Consider the following 22,924-nt stretch of genomic DNA (forward strand, 5'->3'; position numbering starts at 1 on the left):
CTCCCGCTCATATAGTTTTGCAGTGCAAATGATGTATAAACTACATCTTTTTGCCATTTTTTGTGCAGCCAAATAATTGAGGATTGGACGTGAGAAGAAGAGACTTTATCACGAGGATTGCTGCGTCTGCTGGTACGACCTATGCAGTCATGCAAGCTTTGGATTTGATCGAAAAACCAGCAATAGCACAAAAATCACCGTTTCAACTTCAGCGTCGAGGAGGTAGTAAAAGTATTATCATTCTCGGTGCTGGTTTGGGTGGCATGACGTGTGCTTATGAATTGAGCAAAGTCGGCTACCAATGCAAAATTTTAGAAGCCAGAGAACGTTCAGGGGGTCGTTGCTGGACAGTTCGCACAGGAGATAAATTCACCGATACTCTAGGTCAGACACAGACCATTGGATTCGATCGCGGACAATATTTTAACCCCGGTCCCGCTCGGATTCCCTACCATCACGTCACGATTGACTATTGCAAAGAACTGGGTGTTCCGTTAGAAGTCATAGTCAACCTCAGCCGCCAGCAATATATTTACCGTGAAAACGCAGGATCGCTATCCGGTCGCAAGGTTCATTTTCGCGAGGCGATCGCCGATATGCGGGGATACATTTCCGAACTCTTAGCGAAGGCAATTAGTAAAGATGCAGTTGATGCACCTCTAACTGTGGAAGATAAGGAGAAAATGATTGAATTTCTCCGTACCTACGGCGGCTTAAACCCAGATTTATTTTACAAAGGTTCCAGCCGACGCGGTTACTCCACATATCAAGGAGCGGGCGATGCGCCTGGAGTCGTTAACGACCCTTACGACTTGAGTGCGCTGTTGGAATTGGGATTTGCTGGGAACGAAGCTGCTGAATTTGGCTTCAACCAGCAAATGACCATGTTTGAACCTATAGGAGGAATGGATGCGATCGCCAAAGCTTTTGAAAAGCAAGTGGGACGATTCACTACTTATGGTGCAGTGGTGACAGAAATTCGCAAGACTCCCGATGGTGTGCAAATTTTGTACAAAGATAAATCGGGTAATGTCAAGCAAGAAACAGCCGACTACTGCATCTGTAATATTCCTCTATCAGTACTGAAAGATATTCCCTCTGATTTCGCTCCCGACATGAAAGAAGCGATCGCCAGCGTGGAATATGCCGTCACGGGTAAAAGTGCGTTACAGTTCAACCGTCGTTTCTGGGAAGATGACGAAGATATCTTCGGTGGTATCACTCAAACTGACCAAGACATCACTCAGATCTGGTATCCCTCAACAGGTTATCTGTCTCAAAAAGGCGTAGTTTTGGGCTACTACAACTTTGGTTCAACAGCCGAGACAGTCGGAACTCTCGCCCCCGCAGACCGCGTAGCTTTAGCATTGGAACAAGGGAGTAAAATTCACCCGCAATATAACAACCACTTTGAGAATGGCTTTTCGCTGTTCTGGTCAACAGTGCCTTATAGCAAAGGTGGATGGGCAGAATACACTACTAATGTCAGAACAACATACTATCCACGACTGAATCAACCAGATGGCAACATCTATTTGTGCGGCGAACATCTCAGTTATCTCACAGGTTGGATGGCTGGTGCTTTTGAATCTGCTCGTCTCGTCTCTACACAGATTGTGGCTCTATGAGTGTCATTGGTCATTGGTGCGCAATCGGGATTTTATTGACATTCTCCTATCTCCCGTACAGGCGGGTTTTGAAGGTAGATTTCTTGCTGTCGGCATGAATTTTTGGCTAAACCCGCCCCTCAGAAACTCCCGTACAGGCGGGTTTTGAAGGTAGATTTCTTGCTGTCGGCATGAATTTTTGGCTAAACCCGCCCCTACGAATGCTTGACTTTTGATTTTCGATCGTTACCCAAAAATCACCCAAAAATTAACTATGAAACGCTTCATCAATCAATTTCAACTTGGAAAGGTTAGTGTTTGGTTTTTAGCAATTGTTTGTGCTAGCTTAATTGGTCTGCAAATATTTGGGATTCATCTTCAAGCTGTAGCCAAACCAACTTCACCAGAAAAAGTCGTTTTTTACGGTTCGCCAACCTCTTCAATTGCTTCAGCCGTCGCCGTACCGGAAGACCAAGCTTACTATTGGACGAGTGGCACAGTCCCACCAGTCATTAATCCCGATGCTCCACTGCGGACGCGCGATCGCTATGGCGATACGAAAACTCAGGCGATCGGTATTCTAGAACGAATTCAAGCTTTGTTGGCAGATGTGAACCTGTCATTATCTGATGTGGTCTATCTGCGCGTTTATCTGGTGGCAGATCCCGCAATGGACAATCAAGTCGATTACCAGGGTTGGTTTGACGCTTACGCTCAATTTTTCAACAATCCAGAAAATCCAGTCAAAACAGCTCGTTCTACCCTGGCTGTGGCTGGTTTGGTCGATCCTGGTTGGTTAATTGAAATTGAAGCCGTCGCCGTTTATCCCAAACGTTAAGAATTAGGGAGCGCGGAATTCGGAATTCGGAATTAAAAATCTTGCGTGCATCTATACAATTGGGGAGCAATTAAGCGGTAGAGTAACTCAAGTAGCGTTAAAGCGAATTTGTATACATCAGGCTGTAGCTATGAGTCATAGCAGAACTTTGGGTACGGTATTTATTTTAGGTAGTTGGGCGATCGCAATCTCTCCCGTAACAGCCAATCCAGTAGAGGTTGTAGACTTTACACGCAATTCCCAGACCCTAGAAAGTACTCAGTCCAAACAGGTTGATTTTACCGTCAACATCACTCGTCCCCAATCTTTTGCCGAGCTAATCCAACAAGCGGAAATCATCGCCGCAAACTTGACCCGACTAGGATTTCAAGAAAACTCCAAGTTGCGCGAAATGTCCGTCCGCATTTTTGGCGAACGTAACGGACAAGAAGCACCTCTATTATTTGCCAAAGTTTCTCGCTTTGATTGGCAAAAGCAACCTCAAATTCAAAACTGGAGCCAATATTTTACGAGTTCTGGGGTATTGCTTGGTCTAATAGAAGCCGAACAGCAGCCCTCTTCTCCTACGCCTAACGCGCCGACTTTCCGTCCCTCAACTCCCCCAACCTCCTCTACTCCTTCAATCTCCACCCCTCCAGTTCCCATTCCTACCCCGCCTACGGTAAGACCATCAAGCAACACATCTCCACCTGCTAATAGTTTACCTCCAGTTAATTCGCGCCCAAGTGGAGCCAGCCTAGAAGAAGAAGATCCCGGTTACAGGTAAATTAGTTATCAGTGGCTAGTGGCTAGTGGCTAGTTGTACTGATAAACGTTCACTGTCCCAGTTTAATTTCCCCTGCTTTATCTGCACTAGCAAGAGTTTTACCATCAGGACTTATAGCTACTGCATAAACATCTTCATCGTGTTTGCTTAAAGTATTGAGCAGCTCGCCCGATCGCGGATTCCATAATTTGATGGAATGGTCTTCTGCACCGCTAATTAGTACTTGTCCGTCCGCTCGAAAAGCCAGAGAATTAATGTGGTCTGAATGCCCTTTCAAAGTATATAATAAATCTCCAGTTTGTAAATTCCACAGCCTAATTGTGTTGTCATTTCCACCACTGGCAACTATATTTCCATCGGGACTCATGGCGATCGCAATGACTCGACTAGTATGCCCTTGTAGCGTGCTGAGTAATTGTCCCGTGTTTAAATTCCAAACTCTGACTAAATTGTCTGCACCACCACTTACAATCGTGTAACCATTGGGACTAATTGCTACGGCACGAACTGCACTTGTATGTCCGCTCAAAGTTCGCAGTAAAACTCCCGTACTTAAATCCCAAACTTTAATCGTGCGATCGCTACTACCGCTGACAATATGTTTGTCATCGGGACTCACAGCCACAGCACGAACTGCATCTGTATGTCCCCGCAAGGTACGGATCGGTTCCCCGGTTTGCAAATTCCAAACTTTAATCGTGCGATCGCTACTACCGCTAACTAATTTATCTCCGCCAGGATCGATCGCCACCGACCAAATTGCGCCTGCATGAGCATCAAGAATTGTCCGAATTAATTCTCCAGTTTTTAAACTCCACAACTTAATTGCGCGATCGTTACCACAGCTAGCTAAAATTTGACTGTCAGGACTAAAAGCCAGCGACCAAACAGTATTAACATGTTCGAGTACCGTCGGTACTTGGTGATTATATGTCGTGTCTGCGGCAATAGTTTCGCTCATGGATAGCTGGCGCAAATCTTGCCAGCGAGTTGCACCATAAGCTATCCCTAATACTGCCAAAACTGTCAGTGTAACTGCTCCCAACCAAGATTTTGGTTGGCGTTGAACGAGATCGTCTTCTACCGTTTTTTCCTGCATTTCGCTAGTTAAAACTGCTACCGTACTCTGACGGTCTGCTTCCCAATCTGTACCGCGATCGTCTGTACCTTTACTATGAGCTACGATCGCTGTATTGAGCGTTGCATTTTCCAACCACCAAAGTGCTGTTCTTCTAATGGTTGCTTTAGCTAAATAAATCTGCTGCGGATCGTCAAATGCGTGTATATTTGGTGCTAAATTTGTCGAGTTTTCTTCTAGTCTTCTCCTAATATACTGATGCATTTCTGCTACAGAAATTATGCGATCGCGATCTAAATCTGCTGCGCCAGTTTCAATTCCTTCTACTAAGTAATGAGTATATGTTGAGAGTTCAAATCCCTTATGAGAACATTCTGTTGCTGTATTTCCAGCTGTCAATATTACCCTACCTATTCCTCCTAACTGCTGTTGGAGGTTGCCCATCATGGGATTTTGCGTCCATTCATCTACAACAATAGAATTGTCAGCGCAACAATCGAGAATGACAACCTGTTGTTCTGCCGGACTGTCATTCATGATATTTTTAATTAGATGGGATGGGATTGCAGTTGGTGCAACCAGTTCTCCGTTTGGATTTTTACAAGTTAAGCGAGTGGGAAAGTAAAATCTGCCATAGCGATCGCTGACGTAATGACCGGAGAAATATAACAATACTAAGTCATCCGGCTGGCGTGTCTGGGCGTTAAATAAAGTCGCGATCGCTAATTGTATTGTCAGCGGATCGGGATTTTTGAGGATTTCTACCTCTGTAAAACCACCCATTTCTGGATGCTGTAAGACCCGTTGCATTGCTACCAAGTCCTTTCCGACCCCAGGTAGCCAGTTAAAACCAGGTCCGTAATCGCTTACGCCGATCAGCAATGCCACTCTAGCCATTGGTGACTTCCTCCCTGATGTCCTGTAGATGCGTCGCCACCAGTCCCTACACGAATTCCAAGTGTTTTTTCATACAAGCCCATGAAAGCTTGATGCTACCTCTATAATTTTAAAGATAAAGTAAAGCAATTATTATTCAACAGCAAAAATATAGTTTGTTATGTCATCCTCGAAGTCAGGCTTTTTGGTATCTTTTAATACTCGACTGGACAACCGAGTACTAAATTCAGGTTTTTCATACTATCTCTAGAGGAAGATTGATGTTTGTATAATTAATTACTGAATATTAGAAAGCCGATACTCGCCTTCTTTGAATTTATTCACAACATTGAGAATCAATATTTTGAAAACGATCGCGTTCATTTTTGTACATTCATGCACGAGATGACGCTAAAAATCGATTAGCTGCCTGTTGATTCTGTAAAACTGATGGTATAAAAAAAGACAATACAAAGTTACATATTCAGTAAAAATGCTGATAAGTCTGTAGCTTTGAGTCGTTAAAGATTTGGCAAAAATGCGCGATCGCAGAGTGGAGATTTGATGAAGATTACAATAAATTTTCGTTTGATAGTGGCGATAACTTCGTTCAGCTTCGCTAACGCGATTCAGTGGTACGGTGAGATTTCCAGTAGAATACGAACAAAATCTTAAATGAGCTTATCGTTCTTCTACTTTGGTCGATCTACTCCTAAAGGATGAAATGTAGCGATCTTTGCTTTTCCGTAGATAGCTTCACCACGCAACCGCTTGATTCCCGAAACAGTCAAACTTCAGTATGTATAAAACTGCCGCTCAGTTACCCGCACGACTGGACTATTATTACCATCAGATTAAAACCATTATTTTATCTCGGCAAAATCCGATTTCTGGCTTGCTACCTGCCAGTACTGCCATCACTGCCCACGGAGATTATACCGATGCCTGGGTACGAGATAACGTCTACAGTATTTTAGCGGTCTGGGGTCTGGCGCTAGCATATCGTAAAGTCGATCCCGACAAAGGACGTACCTACGAATTAGAACACAGCGTTGTGAAGCTGATGCGAGGCTTGTTATTTGCGATGATGCGCCAAGCCACCAAAGTAGAAAGCTTCAAACACACTCAAGCTGCCCTAGATGCCTTGCACGCCAAGTACAATACTCAAACGGGTGATATTGTTGTCGGCGATGGTGAGTGGGGACATCTACAACTCGATGCCACTTCTCTATTTTTATTGATGCTGGCACAAATGACAGCTTCGGGGTTGCACGTCGTCTACACCATCGACGAAGTAAACTTCGTGCAAAATTTGGTTTATTATATTGGACGCACCTACCGTACCCCAGACTTTGGGATTTGGGAACGGGGAAACAAAATCAATCACGGTAATGCCGAATTGAATGCTAGTTCTGTGGGAATGGCAAAAGCAGCCTTAGAAGCCATGAACGGACTAGATTTATTTGGAGTTGGGGGAAGTCAAGCATCGGTAATTCACGTTTTACCCGATGAAATTGCCCGCGCCCGCATTACGTTAGAAAATTTGTTACCGAGGGAATCTGCGTCTAAAGAAGTTGATGCAGCCGTATTAAGCGTTATCGGTTATCCTGCATTTGCTGTAGAGGATCGCCGCTTGCTAGAACGCACCCGCAATGACATTATTACTAAACTCCAAGGAAACTACGGTTGCAAGCGATTTTTACGCGACGGACATCAAACGGTGTTGGAAGACACCAACCGCCTGCATTACGAACCGCGGGAACTGAAGCAATTTGAACATATCGAATGCGAGTGGCCCTTATTTTTCACCTATTTATTACTAGATGGAATATTTAGAGGCGATCGCACCCAAGTTCAAGCATATCAGGAATACTTGGAAAAGATTGTCGTAGAACGAGATGGCGTGAAACTATTGCCAGAGTTGTACTACGTCCCGCAGGAAAACATTGCCGCAGAAAGGGCAAACCCCCAAACTCAAACTCGTCTACCAAATGAGAATGTCCCCTTAGTTTGGGCGCAAAGCCTGTATTTTCTCGGTCAAATGTTGAGTGAAGGGCTAGTCTCAATTGGCGATATCGATCCTTTAGGAAAACATCTAAACATCGGTCGTCGCCAAGAAGCAATGGTACAAATTGCCTTACTTGCAGAAGATGAAGATTTACAAGCAAAACTAGCAGTTTACGGTATTGAAACCCAAACGCCATCACAAGTAGAACCAATTCAAGTCCGCCAAGCAGGAGAACTATCAACTGTTTACACCCAAATTGGACGCAACGACAAATTAGGTTTGACAGGAAGACCAATTAGACGCTTGCGGAGTTTAACGACTTCGAGAATCTTTCGGATTCGCGATGAAACCGTGGTGTTTTTACCTTCTTTCCTCGATCCCCAACAATTTTATCTCACTCTCGATTACCACTTTCTAGTCGCACGACTCAAAAGCGAACTTGCATACATTAAACATCATTGGAGCGATTTAGGACGACCGACAGTAACGCTGATGTTAACTCATACCATGCTAGAAACGGAGAAAGAGGCGTTATTACCGTTGATGGAAGAACTCAGAAGCGGTGTATGCAACAGCGTTCACGTTAAGCTGGGACGATTGCAACAGTTGATGCTAACGGCAAAAACAGAACGGATTGATTTCTTGCATGAGTTAGATTTTACTTGCTTAGCAGTTAACAAAACCGCACAACGCAACTATTATTTAACGTTTCATCCCGAAAAAAACTTGCCTCTAGGGATTATTCAAGAATTTCAGCTAGAATGCGAAACCAATCTCAGTCTGTTGTTAGGACAATTACGGGCTTCAGACAATCTCTACGAACAAATTGAGTTATTGCAGACGTTGTATCGCTTACGCGGCTTAGATTTTGATAGTGGTTTTGGCACTGGACGAGTGACGGTTGACAATTTATTGGATGAAGTTTATACCAAGGCGGGAAATCTGTGCTTGTGGACAATTGTACGCCGCGCCGCAGGACTGCGACGGATGATAGACGTGTCGCTTTCAGACGAGGTGACATCAATTCTAGTCAGGCAAAAACAAATTGCCGTAGGTAAGTCTTACAGCGAGGCTTCCTTGATTACCCAACCAATGTCCAATCAGGAAATTGGGGAAAAAATCGACCAGTTTTGTGGCGAAGATATTCGCGATCGCGTTTTGACTCAAGAAATGCTTAACTATTTAGGGGTATTGATTCGTACTGAACCCCACTTATTTAAGGGATTGCTGACATTGCGGGTTGGTTATTTAATTCTATTAATTACCAGCGAATTAGGACAAGAATTAGGGCTAACTCAAGATGAAGCCTACGAACATTTGATGCAACTATCCCCATTTGAAGTAAAAATGCGCCTGCGCCAAGTTTTAATTGGTTATGAGGGGATGAATCAAGTCTTGCGTCAACGAGAATCGCTACACGTCAAACAGCCAGAAAGCGATATTGAATGGGTAGTACTGCCTGAAACCACAGATGAAGGCTTTGTTCCTTTGAGTGGCTGGCAACAGCAGCGACACTGGGATGGGGCGATGAACCGCGTTCCTCAAGACTTTTTCCAACGAGTTTGGCGGTTAATGAAACACTCTAAAGGCGTGATTATTGGCGATAAATTAGAACGTCGCAATCGTTTGGATAGCGAGTTAATTTTAGCAGAAATGACATCAGGAGAGAAAAACTTTGCCCTGCGAGTCGAGCATTTACTCAATAAAATTGAAGCCCCAGAATATCGACAAGTTAATATTGAAACGCTAATGGAATTAGCAGCAATTTGCGATCGCAATCCCAATTTACAAATAGAAGAATACATCGTCTTAGATGTATTAATCGGTCATGCCGTGCGTTTAGCTTGGTTAGAACATTTCCCTGAAAAAGCAGACCGTTACGATGAATTTAAAGCATCTGCATGGCGTGCTTTTTATAATTCCTCACCCAGAGAATGCGCTAGTGCTGTCGTGAAAGCATTCCGATTCTTATCCGAATTTGGGCAATCTCAAGCAGCATAGCAGAAGAAGGCAGACGGCAGAAAGTAGATTTGCTTAGCTTCCTTGACTCTGCAACCAGTTAGTTAAATCATCAGAATTAGAGAAATCTAATAGTGCTTCTGCTAAATTTTCTAACTGAGTAGTAGTTAAGCTGCGCAAGCGTTCTTGGACTTCAGGTTCTATCGTCCCAAGGCGACGGGTAAGCAAGCGTAATACAACTGCTAATTCTCCTTCCCGCTTACCTTGTTGTATGCCCTTTTGAATAATGTCTTGGTAAATGACAGACTCATGCATAATTTCCTCTCGAAATAGTTGTTGAATTAAATTCTGCTCAAATCTTAGCCCTGCTAGTAGCTATACGCAGGCTGAAACATTTCGCCCTCTCTCTGTTAATTCAATATTATCTACTTGGGTCGCAACTTGCTCTAATAAGGTTCTAGGTGAGTTCGCCTGTGCTAAAACAGCTAGTGGTAGTAGGGCATTGTCTGCTAATAATGGAGTAGGGTCTTGCTCCCACATCCTGATAACTCGGTAGCGATGGCGGGTGTTAGGCGTGGAGAATTGTTCGATTCTAGACTCAATTCTGTTTTGAGGACTTGAATTTCTGTGGATATTGGTTCTGAAAATAACCAACGAACAAAACTAGCTGGATATTGCTCGGCTAAATATTTACAAATATTGTCGTAATTCAAAGTTATTTACACTTTTATTGCCCTTTCTATTGTGTCAGAACTCGGATCGATACTTGTAGCAGATAGGATCGATCGCCACTTAGTCCTAAACTATTTGATGGAGTAGCTGGTATAAGAGGTAGTTGTGAAATTTCTCTTCGTAACCGACTTAGATAACACCCTCGTAGGTGACGATCGCGCCTTATCAGAACTAAACCAAAAACTAAGTTATCATCGCCACGTACACGGCACGAAGATTGTTTATGCAACAGGGCGATCGCCCATACTATATCAAGAATTGCAACAGGAAAAAAATTTGATCTCCCCCGATGCGTTGGTTGCGTCAGTGGGGACAGAAATTTATCTTGACGGGATCGATAACCCTGATACGGCTTGGTCGGAACAACTCGATCTAGGCTGGGATCGAGATAAAATTTTAGCGATCGCAGCTCATTTTGCCGATCTGACGCTACAAGCAGATTCTGAACAGCGTCCTTATAAAGTCAGCTTTCACCTAGCTCGAACTGTAGCAGCAGAACTGTTACCCCAGCTTGATTCTACCTTGAAACAGCAAGGCTTAGAAGTCAAATTAATCTACAGTACCGGAACCGATTTAGATATTCTGCCCTTACGCGGTGATAAAGGCTTAGCAGTCAAGTTTTTACGTTCAACTTGGCAAGTTTCCTCAGAAAAAACAGTCGTGTGCGGCGACTCTGGTAACGATATTTCCATGTTCGCCACCAGGGAAACCAAAGGAATTATCGTCGGTAATGCCAGTTCTGAATTACTAGAATGGCACGAAGCCAATCCAGGTGGCGATCGCTACTTAGCCCAAGCCGCCTGTGCAGGTGGTATCCTAGAGGGCTTAGGTCATTTCGGTTTTTTGGGATGATTAGCTATCTCAAGGGTACAGTTGCCAGCATTGTCAAAAGTAGCAGCAATCGCGTCATCCTGATTCTAGAGGTGAACGCTTGCGGCTATGAAATGCAAATTCCCGCCCGACTATCGCAGGAACTAACTGCTGGCGAACAGACACAAATCTTTACCCATCTCCAAGTGCGGGAAGAACAGCCATCACTGTACGGCTTTGGTTCTAGCGTACAACGAGACTTATTTCGCTTGTTAATCGGCGTTAGCGGCATTGGTGCGGCACTAGCGATCGCTTTATTAGATACTTTTGATATCTCCGATCTGGTACAGGCGATCGTCAGCAACAATACCCAACTCCTACTACAAACCCCTGGTGTGGGTGGCAAAACTGCCGAACGCATTTGTTTAGAACTGAAAAGCAAATTAGTCAGTTGGAGTCAAACAGCTGGACTTGCCACAACCACAGCCGCCATACCCTTAGCCCCAAATATTTTAGAAGAAGTGCAAGCCGCACTCCTCGCCGTCGGCTACAGCCCCAGCGAAATTTCTCAGGCACTAACAGCTGTCAGTCAAAACGCCCTCGTACCGAAAAACGCCAGCCCCGAAGAATGGATGAAACAGGCGATGACTTGGTTGAGTAGCCAGTGATAAGAGGGAGCAGGGAGTAGGGAGCAGGGAGCAGGGGGACAAGGGGGACAAGGGAGAGCGGGGAGAAATATTCTTCGAGTGTCTTCCCACACTTCACGCACCACCCAATTACCAATTACCAACCACTCGCCTCTCGCCTCGTTTTAGGTAACAATAGTCTGCGTATCGCTCCTGTTAGGGCAAACATGCATGAGTGTGGCAAAACGTCAACTTCCCAGATTGATTCGATTTTCTGGTCGTCCTAGTCTATCCTTACAACTGACAGCTATCGGCTTAGCAATTACCCTGATTTTCTTAGGCATAGCATTACTCGCTCCCGTATTTCAAACTTGGGGATGGATTCAAAACCCTACAGAATCTCTGATTAACCCAATTCACAATTCACCTTCCCTCAAGTATTTGTTTGGCACGACGCGCCAAGGTTATGACGTATTTTCGCGCACGCTATACGGCAGCCAAGCGGCGTTGCAAGTGGTGGTATTAGCCACAGCCTTTGGTTTAATTATTGGCGTACCTTTAGGTTTAGTCAGTGGCTATCTCGGTGGCAAACTCGATCGCGTATTGTTATTTTTCATGGACACGATCTACACGCTACCAGGACTGTTACTCTCGGTAACGCTAGCCTTTGTCGTCGGTAGAGGAATATTAAATGCTGCGATCGCCATCAGTATCGCCTATATTCCCCAATATTACCGCGTTGTCCGCAACCACACCGTTAGCGTCAAAACCGAATTATTTGTCGAAGCTGCCCAAGCTATGGGAGCCTCCACCGGAAGAATTCTGACTCGATACCTCTTTTTCAACGTCGTGCAGAGCGTACCAGTATTATTCACTCTCAATGCTGCCGATGCCATTTTAACGCTGGGAGGCTTAGGTTTTTTAGGCTTAGGACTGCCAGAAGAAACACCAGAATGGGGTCACGATCTGCGTCTTGCCCTCGAAGCACTGCCAACAGGAGTATGGTGGACGGCGCTTTTTCCTGGCTTAGGCATGACACTAATGGTTGTAGGATTGTCTTTACTGGGTGAAGGCTTAAACGAATTTATCAACCCCCGTTTGCGCAGAGACAGTTGGAGTCAAACACCACCATAATGAATTCGGAATTCGGAATTCGGAATTCGGAATTAAATCAAACACCTCACAACGCCAGTTGCTCGTGGGGGGCGACGAAGTCCGCGATAGCGCCACCCCCAAGACCGCACTGGCCCCCCACACCCTACACTCCACACCCCGTTCATCGGTTATCTTTGAAAAGCCTTGTTTGAAAAAGTAAAGACGATGAAAGATCCGATATCTTTAGTTGCTGCTGCTGCTGGTGGTTTGATGCTTTCGCTTGCCGCTGCAAGTATTATTCATGCCGCACCCGTAACGGCTTTGAAATCGCAGCCAAATGTAGGAGTGTCTCATGGCACAACTCTACAGCGATCGCTCGGTCAAAATAAACAAAATAGATATTGCGATCGCAACTGGCAGCAAAATCGGTGACCAGTGACCAGTGACCAGTTATCAGTTAACGTCAGCTAACAACAAATGATAAATGACCATCAAGTCATCGGGATCGATTTGGGCGGATCGGCAATTAAGTTAGGGCGATTTTTACCGGATGGGACTTGCGTGCAGTCTTTAACCGTGCCTACACCCCAACCAGCTACGCCAGCAGCGGTATTATTGGTAATGGTAAAGGCGATCGCTCAAGTCGATCCGCAACGGCAAGGAGTGGCGATTGGTGTCGGAACTCCCGGTCCCGCTGATGCGGCGGGGCGAATTGCGAAAGTTGCGATTAATCTTCCCGACTGGTACAACGTTCCTTTAGCCGATTGGTTAGAAGCAAAAACGGGTTTACCAACAATTGTGGCTAACGATGCTAACTGTGCGGGTGTAGGGGAAGCATGGTTGGGAGTTGGACGTAAATTTAAACACTTTATTTTACTGACTATCGGTACGGGTGTCGGTGGAGCGATTATCCTTGATGGCGAGTTATTTATCGGACATCGCGGCGCGGCTGGGGAACTGGGATTAATTACTTTGAAACCCGATGGTCCACCCTGTAAAAGTGGCAATCAAGGCTCTTTAGAACAATACGTTTCGGTGACGGCAATTCGGCGGCGCACGGGCAAGGAACCAGCCGAGTTAGGTGCTTTGGCTGAAGCTGGAGATCTTGCAGCTTTGCAATTTTGGTCGGAATATGGTAAGGATTTAGGAGCAGGGTTGGCAAGCCTAGTCTACGTGCTATCGCCAGAAGCAGTGGCGATCGGTGGTGGTGCGTGTGCGTGTGCGGAGTTTTTCTTTCCTGCAACATGGGCTGAAATCGAGCGTCGAGTTGAACCCTGTTCCCGCGAGGGTTTGCAGTTAGTCTGCGCCGAATTAGGCAATCAAGCCGGAATCGTGGGAGCGGCTAAATTGGCTTTGACAAAGGTAGCTGGTAATTGGTAGTTGGTAATTGCCCCTCTGCTCCCCTGCCCCTCTGCTCCCCTGCCCCTCTGCTCCCCTGCCCCCTGCTCCCTGCTCCCTGATAACTGATAACTGAATGAGAGAGCTAAGATTTACTACTTATATGTGGCTGCTGAGCCGCTCGGTGGTAGCAGTAGCGATGTTATTCATTGCACCTGCACTACCAAAACCACCAGGAGGCGTTATTCCTAATTTTGGTTGGGGAGTATTTTCTCATTGGGATAGCGTCTTTTATCAACAGATTGCAACTTCTGGTTATGCGGGAGACAATGTTGCTTTTTTTCCGTTGTTTCCTCTGTGTATCCGTGCTTTGATGCTGCTGGGGTTATCAGCAGAAGTGGCGGGGGTATTAGTAAATAATTTGGCGTTTTTAGGAGCGCTATTATTACTAGCTAATTGGATGGCTCGGCAGTATGGAACAAATGCGGCACGGTGGAGTGCAGCCGTGTTAGCTTGGTGTCCGCTGTCGGTGTTTGGTACGGTAGTCTATACCGAAGGGCTATATTTACTCTGTAGTACGGCAACTTTACGCGCTTTTGAATTTAAGCAGTATCCTGGGGTGGCGCTGTGGGGGATGTTGGCAACGGCGACTCGCCCAACTGGAATTGCGATCGTGCCTGCCTTAATTATTACTGCGTGGAAAGAACGCCGCCAATCGATCGCCTATCTTGCTAGCTTGGCAGCTGGCAGCGGTCTATTACTCTACAGCCTCTACTGTAGGATTTATTTAGGCGATTGGCTGGCTTTCGGACGCGCTCAACAGGAATGGAAGCGATCGCTAGGGGTTGACGTACAAGGTTGGTGGAAGATGCTGATGCAAGTTGTTGTCGGCACTGCCAACTGGAAATCTGGAAGGATCGAAGATCCACTGCATCCGTTGTTGTTTATCGCGATAATTGCGTTGGCTTATTGTCTTTGGCGCTGGCGTAGCCGATTCAATCCAGTTAAGGTAGGCTATGGTTTTTGCGTACTCGTTTTGGCTTTGTGGCTGTTAGCAGGCGATCCGTTGCTGAATACAGTTGCCGTTTTAGGTGGGATTTACTTGTTATGGCATATGCGCCACCAACTTACGACTATAGCGATCGCCTATGGTTTTTGTGGTTTAGGATTGTTACTTGTTTCTGGTAGTACTTGGTCATTGACTCGGTTAGTTTACGGAATCATCTCGTTACCAATTGCACTTAGTTTATTACTCTCCCGCCATCCACGTTGGGGATACATCACGTTAGGTTTTTTCACCATTTTGCTGATTTTATTCTCAGTCAGATTTGCCCAAGAACTGTGGGTAGCCTGAAATCAGTTATCAGTTATCAGTTATCAGGGAGCAGAGTGGCAACTACCAATTACCAACTACCGATTACCAATTACCGATTACCAATTACCAACTACCAATTACCAGCGACAAATGACAAAATATTACGATTTTCAGTAATTGAGTCAACCAATGTTGTTTTGTGGAAGCAGAGATTTTATCTCTACTCAAACCAACAAAGGGAATTTTGCCATGAGTCATGGTTTGAAGCATAAACCGCCAAACGAGTTATCGAACAAAGAAAATGAAACAGTTTTCTATCGTTTTATGACTCGTTTTTTTGCTAAGCTAACAGCTATTTTTTTGGCTGGTATTCGCTTTTTTACCTCATTTTTAGCTCGGCAATTCGGAGGAAATAAGCTATCGAGAAAACTCAAAACTAGTATTACGATCGCCCTACTTGTGATTTTTACAGTCTTAACCGGACATACTGTATCAGCACAAGTTGGTAGTCCGCCAATCGTACCTTTAAACCAAATATCCATTCCCGAACCCGATAATATCGGCGAATTTATTCGCAATAAAACCGCCGCGATCGCTTTGGGAAAAACTTTATTCTGGGATATGCAACTCGGTACAGATGGTAATGTTACTTGTGCGACTTGCCACTTTAAAGCAGGTGCAGACAGCCGCTCGAAAAACCAAATCAACCCAGGATTAAAAGCAGGCGATCGCGTATTTAATCTTGCTGGCGCACCTAATTATCAATTAACAGCGGCAGATTTTCCCTTTCATCAGCTAGAAGATCCCAATAATATAGCCTCTAGGGTTATATCTGACAGCAATGATATTGCAGGCTCCCAAGGGGTATTTCGAGCTAATTTTGTCGATATCGTGCCTGGAAGCGATAAAGATAACGTCACGCCGCAGCCAGATGATATTTTCAGAGTCCAAGGTATCAACACGCGGCGCGTCACAGATCGTCACTCCCCAACTGTCATCGATGCAGTCTTTAACTTCCGTAACTTCTGGGACGGCAGCGCCCAAAATATATTTAATGGAGTCGATCGCTCTGGATTGAGAAACCCAGAAGCTTTAGTCTTACAAGCCACTAACCGCAGGCGCTTGCGGGATGTGCCAGTCAGAATCAAAAATTCGTCTTTGGCTTCCCAAGCCGTAGCACCAATAACCACAGCAGTTGAGACAGCAGCTGAAGATTTGCCAATCGCACCATTAGTCATCGATTTATCTGATACGGATAACACCGTGAGGGTGAGAGATACTAACGGTAATTTAGTCGATAGTAACAGTGCTGATATCGCCGCCTCAACAGATGCGATCGCCGAAAGCAATGATACGACAGCACAATCAACCCGCCGGAGAATCATCAGGAGAATAGGGAGAAAGGCAGGTAAAAAACTCCTTGCTTTACCACCTTTAGCAAAACAGCTCGTCGCTGGCAATGACAGCGTTTTAGGTGCTTTCAGTAAAGCACCTCAGCCAGGTTTAAACAAAACCTACGAGCAGATGATTCAAGAAGCTTTCCAACCCCAGTGGTGGGACTCCAACATGGTGATTCGCGTCAATCCGAATACGGGTAGGCGGAGATTTTATCGCCGACCGCGAAATCGCCCTCTATCAACAATCGAGTATACGCTGGCAGAATACAATTTCTCGCTATTCTTTGGATTAGCAGTTCAAGCCTATGAATCTACTCTAGTTTCCAGCCAAACGCCCTTCGATCAATTCTTAGCAGGAAACCGCAGTGCTTTTACCCCGCAGCAACAGCAGGGATGGCAGCTTTTCACCAGAAGGGGTTGTATTGGCTGTCATGCAAGTACAGAACTCACTGCGGCTTCGTTTCGTAATGTTGCTGGTCGTGGCAGGATTGGTAGAGCGCCGATTCCAGGGACACCTGTAGAAGACACGGGATTTTTTGCCATTGGAGTTAGACCCCCACAGGAAGACATTGCTTTAGGCGCTGATGATGGGTTTGGTAATTCACTCTCTGAGGCAAGGTTGGCACAGCAAGGGAAATTCTCGCAACTATTGGGAGAAAATCCACCCACGCTCGATCCACCCCTCAGTCCCAGCGATACCATCCTGGCGAATGGAGCCTTCAAAACCCCAGGACTGCGAAATATAGAACTCACCGCTCCCTATTTCCACAACGGCGGAACTTTGACTTTAGAGCAAGTCATAGATTTTTACAGTCGCGGTGGAGATTTTGGCGGTTTGCCAGTGCTGAATTTGACCAATAATGAAAAACAAGCGTTCGTCGCCTTTCTACGAGGACTAACCGACGAGCGAGTTCGCTTTCAAAGAGCGCCCTTCGACCATCCACAGTTATTTGTTCCCAATGGACACCCAGGCAACCAAAATGCTGTAATTAATGATGGTAAAGGACAAGCCACAGACCAATTGCTAGAAATTTCTGCTGTGGGACGTAATGGAGGCAATCCGATTCCAGATTTTCTATCGAATTTCTCTACGACGGGGACAACGTTGAGTCAGTGACCGATGTAGAGACGTTACATGTAACGTCTCTACTAAATTTACGATCGTCCAGCCCGAAAAATCGGGCTTTTTTATTTCAAAATATGATAACTAAAATTGGTAAGTCTGGATGAGCGATCGCCATTTCCCAAACTAAATATTATTGTCAGTTTGAGATATTACGAGCTTACGTCTCGATTTCAAGCGAGTGCGCCACTTTTCGTCTATTTCAGTGGCTACTTCGTAAAGTTCTTTAGCTTTTTGTTCAAAATCTTCAGCAAGTTCAATAAGTTCATTCAGCTTTTTTTCATCTGGTAATTCTCTCATTGCATTTGTTCCAAAATACTCAAGATTCGCCTGCCACCGATCTTAACTTCTATTACTCGTCCCATCAAAGTTCCTAAATCTTCCCCAACCTCTTGAATTTCTGCATCTAAAATATCTGGAGCTAAAAGGCGATCTACAGTCGCTTGTATTCGTCTTCTAGAAATCTCTACAAATAGTAAAGCGTTATTAAAAGTTGTGGAAAACTGAATCAGTCTAATATTGTCTGGAAAACGCGACAGTAAAGATTCTGATAAGACTTACTCCTGCTGTTGCTTCTTGTTCAATCTGAGCCAATTCTCGATTGAGTTGGTCAACAATAATAACGATTTCTGGTGGAACGGACATTTACATATTTTTGTTAGCCAATATTATCATAGTGCAGCTTGGGACTTAAGAATTGTATTATTTTTTGGTCTATTGAGACGCATTAATCTATCCAAATTAATCATCAAGCATTATCAGTTTTAGGAAAAGAGCATTCCACTGTAATTTTTAGGTTGCTTTGAGTAGTACCTTTGGTGACGTAAGGAATACCTGCTTCGCCAGCAACTTTGATCCCAAATTCTAGAGTAACTTTATCTACGTTGGCGATCGCCATTTGTTTAAGCTCGGCTCTCCAGAATTACCTTCATGCCAACTCTGGTGGGGAAATTATCCTCACAGGCACAAAAGTAGAGTTAGGCGATCGCATTAAGGGAGGTATTTGTCCTTACAAGGGGCTGCAATATTTTGACTGTAACGATCAAGATGCTCAATATTTCTACGGACGCACAACTCTGACCGACCAATTGCTGGAAAAGGTACGCCAAGGAAATTGTCTAGCTGTATTGGGTGCGTCGGGAAGTGGTAAATCTTCGGTTGTGAGAGCAGGGTTGCTGTATCAGTTGAAGTTGGGGCGACGGTTATCGGGTAGCGATCGCACTTCAATCCATATTTTCAGACCGGGCGATCGTCCGCTTCAGAAGTTAGCTTTAGAATTTGTCGATTCACAAGCTTCATCTGTCGAACGCGCTATCCAGTTGGCTAAGGCAGAGGAGTTGATAGTAAGGGGCGCTGAGGGATTAGGACATTTAGTGACTGCCGATCCGAATCGCGTAGTGCTGGTCGTCGATCAGTTTGAAGAAGTTTTTACCCTATGTCAAGACAATAACGAACGGCAGCGATTTTTGGAGTGTATTTTAGGTGCGTTACAGCCATTGGATAAGAAATTCTGCCTAGTTATCAGTATGCGGGCAGATTTCTTTGGCAAGTGCGCCGAACAAGAGTATGCCGGACTAGCTGCCACAATTCAAGAGCATCTGGTGACGGTAACACCTATGAGTGAGTCAGAGCTAGAGCAAGCGATTATCGAGCCAGCCAAAAAGGTAGGTTTGGAAGTAGAGCGGGAACTTATCACCGAAATGATTGCAGATGTGAAAGACTCCCCTGGTAGCTTGCCTTTGTTGGAGTATACTTTAACGGAACTTTGGCAACAGCGCACTGTAGAACGATTAACACTTTCAGCCTATACGCGGTTGGGAAGGGTGAAGGGAACGCTGCAAAAACGCGCCACAGAAGTTTATGAATCGCTCTTACCACAGGAGCAACAGGCAGCAAAGGGAATTTTTATAGAGCTGACGCAGTTAGGCGAGGGTACTGAAGACACGCGCCGCCAGGTTTTGAAAAGAAATTTAGTGACTGCGGAGCAATCAGAAGCCTTTGTAGAGCAGATAATCCAAAAGCTAGCAGATGCCAAATTAGTCGTGACTAGCGAATTAGTGGAAAAGGGATCGCCACCAAAACGAGTTGCTGTAGTAGATATTGCCCATGAAGCTTTGATCCGGCATTGGTCGTTGTTACGCGGTTGGATTGAGGAAAACCGCGATAAACTCAGGCAAAAGCGCAAAATTGAAGCGGCGGCTGAAGAGTGGCGCGATCGCACTTTGTCGTTATCAAGGGAAAGGAGCGAACGCTACTAAAATATAATCACTTCTTTGCTTCAAATTAGCGATCGCTATGGACATCAGCAACTTGTCACTGGAACAGAAAAAAACAGTGCTTGCCAAAGCGCCCTTTCCCTACAATCACCCCGAACTCATTGCCCAGTATCGCGGGAAAAACATGGTTGTAGTTGATGACCAATTCTTAGGAATTTTAGGAGAGATTGACTTTAAAGCAATTCAAAAGCATTATCGAGAACAAGGCAAAGAGCCAGTTATTATTTGCGTCCCACCTAATTGAGCGACAGCTTGAGCATTGAATTTCAATATCTACTATTCTCAACTCTCTACCTGGGCGACTCACTTCGTCCTGTGGCTAGAGTGCGAATGGCTAGCTCCACTGACTCAGTAACTATAGATCTAATCGTTGATTCTGGTGCAGATATTACTCTTGTCGATCCCCAAGTTGCCCAAGAGTTAGGGTTGCGATCGCCTACTCCAGAGGAACTATACGCTGTTGAAGGAGTTGGAGGGGGTACGCCTGTTTATTATCGGCAAATCCAGAGACTATTGGCAAGTACTCTTTTCCCTGTCGAATTGGAAATCTCCTATACAGCAACTTTACTCGTATTACGGGACAAGCTGATATTTTTGACCAATTTGCTATAGAATTTCGCAAATTTGAAGGTAAAGTGATTTTCACCCATAAAGATGAGTAAGTCAGCGATCGCGCTTTCTAAGCTATCAACAAAAATTGCTAACTTGAAACCTTAACTGGATTCTGTTTAAATGGTTGCGATTCTGTAGCGTCACCATTGAGTACCCGTTTTAACCGTTGCATCTGCTGCTGACGATTGTAATGCTCTAATTTGGCGATAACTTCTTCAAGTTCCAACCCAGCTAATTCCATCTCTATTCGTCTGCGACGCGAGTTAGCAACTGTCTGCTTCACTTTGTCTGGATCGGGCATAGATGGCTGGCTAGTCATGGTAGGCTCCATTCAATCTTGATTTCTTCAACACTGCGTTCTAAAGCAGGAATTCTTTGCTGCGCGTTGGTAATTACCCTCTAAATTTCAGAGATAAACGCGATCGCATTTTGTAGTTACCAGGGAAGAGGCGCGATCGGCTTGACTGATGTAGTCATTATTCTGAAGCAGCAACTTGCACAACGGGAAAATAAACCCAGAAAATTTCTAATGATATGCATTAACTCGCCTTGATGTAACGAGTAAAACTTATACCCTCAATCCCAGTTAACGCTAATATTAGCAGGGGTGACGTGACAGAAAGGGCGACAGATTAAGAGAAAATAAAACTAACACATTCAGTCCTGATGCTTAATAATCGCAACCGATACATCGCAACTGATACATCGCAACTGATACAAAGAGTATGGATTTAGCCAATCTTGCAACCCAGTTGAATGCTGGGACGATTTTGCCAGAGAGTATCGTCCTCGTTACTCTCATGGTGGTTTTAATTGGTGACTTGATTGTGGGTCGGAGTTCCTCGCGCTGGGTTGCTTATGCAGCGATCGCAGGGCTGCTTGGTTCCATAATCGCTCTCTATTTTCAATGGGATATTGTCAATCCAATCGCTTTCTTGGGCGGCTTTAACGGTGACGATCTGAGCATAGTTTTTCGCGGTATTATCGCCCTTTCTGCCGCTGTCACCATTTTGATGTCGATTACCTACATCGAAAAAAGCGGTACTGCTTTGCCGGAGTTTCTCGTCATTTTGCTCACTGCCACAATGGGGGGAATGTTCCTGTCTGGAGCAAACGAGCTAGTGATGATTTTTATCTCTCTAGAGTCTTTAAGTATTTCCTCTTATCTACTGACGGGATACACCAAGCGCGACCCCCGTTCTAACGAGGCGGCGCTGAAATACCTATTGATTGGTGCTTCCTCTACAGCCGTCTTCCTCTACGGCGTGTCCTTACTCTACGGACTATCGGGCGGACAAACCGAACTGAGCGCGATCGCCACAGGGATCGTCCAAGCTAACGCGGGTCAGTCTCTCGGTCTGGCGATCTCCCTCGTCTTCGTCATTGCGGGAATTGGCTTCAAAATCTCCGCTGCACCTTTCCATCAATGGACTCCAGACGTTTATGAAGGTGCGCCCACTCCAGTCATTGCTTTCTTATCTGTAGGTTCTAAAGCCGCTGGGTTTGCCCTTGCCATTCGCCTTCTTTCTACTGCTTTTCCCTTACTTTCTAGCGAGTGGAAGTTTGTCTTTACCGCCCTCGCTGTCCTGAGTATGATTTTGGGTAACGTCGTTGCTCTAGCTCAGACCAGCATGAAACGGATGTTGGCTTATTCTTCCATCGCCCAAGCCGGATTCGTCATGATTGGTTTAATTGCGGGTACGGAAGCAGGATACGCCAGTATGGTATTTTACCTGTTGGTATATCTGTTCATGAACCTGGGCGGCTTCTGTTGCGTCGTTCTATTCTCTCTCCGCACCGGAACCGACCAAATTAGCGAATACTCAGGTTTATATCAAAAAGATCCCTTGCTGACTCTATGCCTCAGCATTTGCTTGCTGTCTTTGGGAGGTATTCCACCATTAGCCGGTTTCTTCGGCAAGATCTATTTGTTCTGGGCTGGCTGGCAAGCCGGACAGTATGGATTGGTATTGCTAGGACTAGTTACCACGGTAGTTTCAATTTACTACTACATCCGTGTCGTCAGGATGATGGTGGTCAAAGAACCACAGGAAATGTCCGATGTGGTGAAAAACTATCCCGAAATCAACTGGACTTTATCAGGGATGCGTCCGCTACAAGTGGGCATCGTACTTTCTTTAATTGCGACATCTCTAGCCGGAATTCTCTCTAACCCACTGTTTACGCTGGCAAATAATTCCATTGCCAATACGGCGATCCTGCAACCCATTATTATCAGCTCCGCAGGAGCGCAAAGCTTTGCACCAACGCCCAAAACTCCGCCAGCAGTTAGTTTGACCGATCGGAATTGATTGCTTCTTTCCCTTTGAGCAGAGACAAGGAGACTGTAAGTGAGCTGAGGGAGCATCGCGGAGTATTTAAATAATTTTTCTGACTCCTGGCTCCTGACTCCTGACTCCTTTCTTCTGATAACTGATAACTGATAACTGATAACTGATAAGATCTTT

19 protein-coding genes and 2 pseudogenes are annotated in these 22,924 nt (G+C 45.2%); 16 read left to right on the forward strand and 5 right to left on the reverse strand.

Translation table 11 applies throughout. The annotated features are described in order from the left end of the window. The first annotated feature begins 89 nt into the window (after positions 1-89). The 4 genes from H6G17_RS07835 to H6G17_RS07845 all read left to right on the forward strand — a co-directional run bounded on the left by H6G17_RS07835 (position 90) and on the right by H6G17_RS07845 (position 3,211). Complete coding sequence (locus tag H6G17_RS07835) at positions 90-1,628, forward strand: FAD-dependent oxidoreductase (protein WP_192155859.1); 1,539 nt, start codon at positions 90-92, stop codon at positions 1,626-1,628. Positions 1,629-1,644: 16 nt separating this feature from the next. Next, entirely contained in the window at positions 1,645-1,776 is a 132-nt protein-coding gene (locus tag H6G17_RS33955; RefSeq protein WP_277875955.1) for a hypothetical protein, read from the forward strand. A gap of 105 nt (positions 1,777-1,881) precedes the next feature. Further along, positions 1,882-2,445 carry a RidA family protein gene (locus H6G17_RS07840; RefSeq protein ID WP_192155861.1) on the forward strand — a complete coding sequence of 188 codons (564 nt, stop codon included), beginning with the start codon at positions 1,882-1,884 and terminating at the stop codon, positions 2,443-2,445. Between the two features lie 130 nt (positions 2,446-2,575). Next, positions 2,576-3,211, forward strand: coding sequence for a hypothetical protein (locus tag H6G17_RS07845; RefSeq protein WP_192155863.1), 636 nt, complete (start codon positions 2,576-2,578; stop codon positions 3,209-3,211). Between the two features lie 49 nt (positions 3,212-3,260). On the opposite strand, the gene H6G17_RS07850 is transcribed toward H6G17_RS07845, so the two are convergent. Continuing rightward, complete coding sequence (locus tag H6G17_RS07850) at positions 3,261-5,186, reverse strand: caspase family protein (RefSeq protein WP_192155865.1); 1,926 nt, start codon at positions 5,184-5,186, stop codon at positions 3,261-3,263. A 778-nt stretch (positions 5,187-5,964) separates the two neighbouring features. Here H6G17_RS07850 and H6G17_RS07855 point away from each other — a divergent pair. Beyond that, the gene (locus H6G17_RS07855; RefSeq protein WP_192155868.1) at positions 5,965-9,174 is read left to right on the forward strand and encodes a glycoside hydrolase family 15 protein; all 3,210 of its coding nucleotides are present in this window, start codon (positions 5,965-5,967) and stop codon (positions 9,172-9,174) included. A gap of 33 nt (positions 9,175-9,207) precedes the next feature. Here the strand turns inward: H6G17_RS07855 and H6G17_RS34555 are convergent. After that, a pseudogene (locus tag H6G17_RS34555) lies at positions 9,208-9,845 on the reverse strand (DUF4351 domain-containing protein). A gap of 124 nt (positions 9,846-9,969) precedes the next feature. Here H6G17_RS34555 and H6G17_RS07865 point away from each other — a divergent pair. The 7 genes from H6G17_RS07865 (at position 9,970) to H6G17_RS07895 (ending at position 17,562) form a co-directional block, all read left to right on the forward strand. Continuing rightward, positions 9,970-10,716: a sucrose-phosphate phosphatase gene (locus tag H6G17_RS07865; RefSeq protein ID WP_192155870.1), complete on the forward strand. Its 747-nt coding sequence runs from the start codon at positions 9,970-9,972 to the stop codon at positions 10,714-10,716. Further along, positions 10,713-11,342, forward strand: a complete 630-nt coding sequence (ruvA, locus tag H6G17_RS07870) for a Holliday junction branch migration protein RuvA (protein WP_192155872.1) — start codon at positions 10,713-10,715, stop codon at positions 11,340-11,342. Before H6G17_RS07865 ends, ruvA begins: the two co-directional genes overlap by 4 nt. A gap of 189 nt (positions 11,343-11,531) precedes the next feature. After that, on the forward strand, positions 11,532-12,434 hold the full coding sequence (locus H6G17_RS07875; RefSeq protein ID WP_192155874.1) for an ABC transporter permease: 903 nt from the start codon (positions 11,532-11,534) through the stop codon (positions 12,432-12,434). 186 nt (positions 12,435-12,620) lie between these two features. Further along, positions 12,621-12,827 (forward strand): hypothetical protein, encoded by a 207-nt coding sequence (locus H6G17_RS07880; protein WP_192155876.1) that lies wholly within the window; start codon positions 12,621-12,623, stop codon positions 12,825-12,827. 45 nt (positions 12,828-12,872) lie between these two features. Then, positions 12,873-13,775 (forward strand): ROK family protein, encoded by a 903-nt coding sequence (locus H6G17_RS07885; RefSeq protein ID WP_192155879.1) that lies wholly within the window; start codon positions 12,873-12,875, stop codon positions 13,773-13,775. Between the two features lie 94 nt (positions 13,776-13,869). Continuing rightward, positions 13,870-15,087, forward strand: coding sequence for a mannosyltransferase family protein (locus H6G17_RS07890; RefSeq protein WP_192155881.1), 1,218 nt, complete (start codon positions 13,870-13,872; stop codon positions 15,085-15,087). Between the two features lie 210 nt (positions 15,088-15,297). Further along, a complete protein-coding gene (locus tag H6G17_RS07895) occupies positions 15,298-17,562 on the forward strand; it encodes a cytochrome c peroxidase (protein WP_192155883.1) in 2,265 nt (754 codons plus the stop codon). Positions 17,563-17,694: 132 nt separating this feature from the next. On the opposite strand, the gene H6G17_RS07900 is transcribed toward H6G17_RS07895, so the two are convergent. Beyond that, complete coding sequence (locus H6G17_RS07900; protein ID WP_192155885.1) at positions 17,695-17,868, reverse strand: hypothetical protein; 174 nt, start codon at positions 17,866-17,868, stop codon at positions 17,695-17,697. Between the two features lie 448 nt (positions 17,869-18,316). Next, positions 18,317-18,472 (reverse strand): annotated as a pseudogene (locus H6G17_RS07905) (CU044_2847 family protein); the annotation flags it as partial. Between H6G17_RS07905 and H6G17_RS07910 the strand changes: the two are divergent. The 3 genes from H6G17_RS07910 (at position 18,453) to H6G17_RS07920 (ending at position 20,456) form a co-directional block, all read left to right on the forward strand. Next, on the forward strand, positions 18,453-19,826 hold the full coding sequence (locus H6G17_RS07910; RefSeq protein ID WP_199316587.1) for a hypothetical protein: 1,374 nt from the start codon (positions 18,453-18,455) through the stop codon (positions 19,824-19,826). The pseudogene H6G17_RS07905 and the gene H6G17_RS07910 overlap by 20 nt on opposite strands. Positions 19,827-19,863: 37 nt before the next feature. Continuing rightward, positions 19,864-20,088, forward strand: coding sequence for a hypothetical protein (locus H6G17_RS07915; RefSeq protein WP_192155889.1), 225 nt, complete (start codon positions 19,864-19,866; stop codon positions 20,086-20,088). Between the two features lie 86 nt (positions 20,089-20,174). After that, positions 20,175-20,456 (forward strand): aspartyl protease family protein, encoded by a 282-nt coding sequence (locus tag H6G17_RS07920; protein ID WP_192155891.1) that lies wholly within the window; start codon positions 20,175-20,177, stop codon positions 20,454-20,456. Between the two features lie 88 nt (positions 20,457-20,544). Here H6G17_RS07920 and H6G17_RS07925 read toward each other — a convergent pair whose 3' ends face one another. Beyond that, the gene (locus H6G17_RS07925; protein ID WP_192155893.1) at positions 20,545-20,775 is read right to left on the reverse strand and encodes a hypothetical protein; all 231 of its coding nucleotides are present in this window, start codon (positions 20,773-20,775) and stop codon (positions 20,545-20,547) included. A gap of 406 nt (positions 20,776-21,181) precedes the next feature. On the opposite strand from H6G17_RS07925, the gene H6G17_RS07930 reads away from it, so the two are divergent. Next, positions 21,182-22,768, forward strand: a complete 1,587-nt coding sequence (locus H6G17_RS07930) for an NAD(P)H-quinone oxidoreductase subunit N (RefSeq protein WP_192155895.1) — start codon at positions 21,182-21,184, stop codon at positions 22,766-22,768. The last annotated feature ends 156 nt before the right edge of the window (positions 22,769-22,924 follow it).

The organism is Chroococcidiopsis sp. [FACHB-1243] (assembly GCF_014696895.1).
GTDB lineage: Bacteria > Cyanobacteriota > Cyanobacteriia > Cyanobacteriales > Chroococcidiopsidaceae > Chroococcidiopsis.

What these genes read in the sequence shown, in the direction of transcription:
- H6G17_RS07855 (WP_192155868.1), top strand. Translation starts at nt 5,965, where the DNA reads ATGTATAAAACTGCCGCTCAGTTACCCGCACGACTGGACTATTATTAC.
- H6G17_RS07890 (WP_192155881.1), top strand. Translation starts at nt 13,870, where the DNA reads ATGAGAGAGCTAAGATTTACTACTTATATGTGGCTGCTGAGCCGCTCG.
- H6G17_RS07850 (WP_192155865.1), bottom strand. Translation starts at nt 5,186, where the DNA reads ATGGCTAGAGTGGCATTGCTGATCGGCGTAAGCGATTACGGACCTGGT.
- H6G17_RS07885 (WP_192155879.1), top strand. Translation starts at nt 12,873, where the DNA reads ATGATAAATGACCATCAAGTCATCGGGATCGATTTGGGCGGATCGGCA.
- H6G17_RS07880 (WP_192155876.1), top strand. Translation starts at nt 12,621, where the DNA reads ATGAAAGATCCGATATCTTTAGTTGCTGCTGCTGCTGGTGGTTTGATG.
- H6G17_RS07845 (WP_192155863.1), top strand. Translation starts at nt 2,576, where the DNA reads ATGAGTCATAGCAGAACTTTGGGTACGGTATTTATTTTAGGTAGTTGG.
- H6G17_RS07920 (WP_192155891.1), top strand. Translation starts at nt 20,175, where the DNA reads ATGGCTAGCTCCACTGACTCAGTAACTATAGATCTAATCGTTGATTCT.
- ruvA (WP_192155872.1), top strand. Translation starts at nt 10,713, where the DNA reads ATGATTAGCTATCTCAAGGGTACAGTTGCCAGCATTGTCAAAAGTAGC.
- H6G17_RS07895 (WP_192155883.1), top strand. Translation starts at nt 15,298, where the DNA reads ATGAGTCATGGTTTGAAGCATAAACCGCCAAACGAGTTATCGAACAAA.
- H6G17_RS07900 (WP_192155885.1), bottom strand. Translation starts at nt 17,868, where the DNA reads ATGAGAGAATTACCAGATGAAAAAAAGCTGAATGAACTTATTGAACTT.
- H6G17_RS07925 (WP_192155893.1), bottom strand. Translation starts at nt 20,775, where the DNA reads ATGACTAGCCAGCCATCTATGCCCGATCCAGACAAAGTGAAGCAGACA.
- H6G17_RS07840 (WP_192155861.1), top strand. Translation starts at nt 1,882, where the DNA reads ATGAAACGCTTCATCAATCAATTTCAACTTGGAAAGGTTAGTGTTTGG.
- H6G17_RS07930 (WP_192155895.1), top strand. Translation starts at nt 21,182, where the DNA reads ATGGATTTAGCCAATCTTGCAACCCAGTTGAATGCTGGGACGATTTTG.
- H6G17_RS07875 (WP_192155874.1), top strand. Translation starts at nt 11,532, where the DNA reads ATGAGTGTGGCAAAACGTCAACTTCCCAGATTGATTCGATTTTCTGGT.
- H6G17_RS07915 (WP_192155889.1), top strand. Translation starts at nt 19,864, where the DNA reads ATGGACATCAGCAACTTGTCACTGGAACAGAAAAAAACAGTGCTTGCC.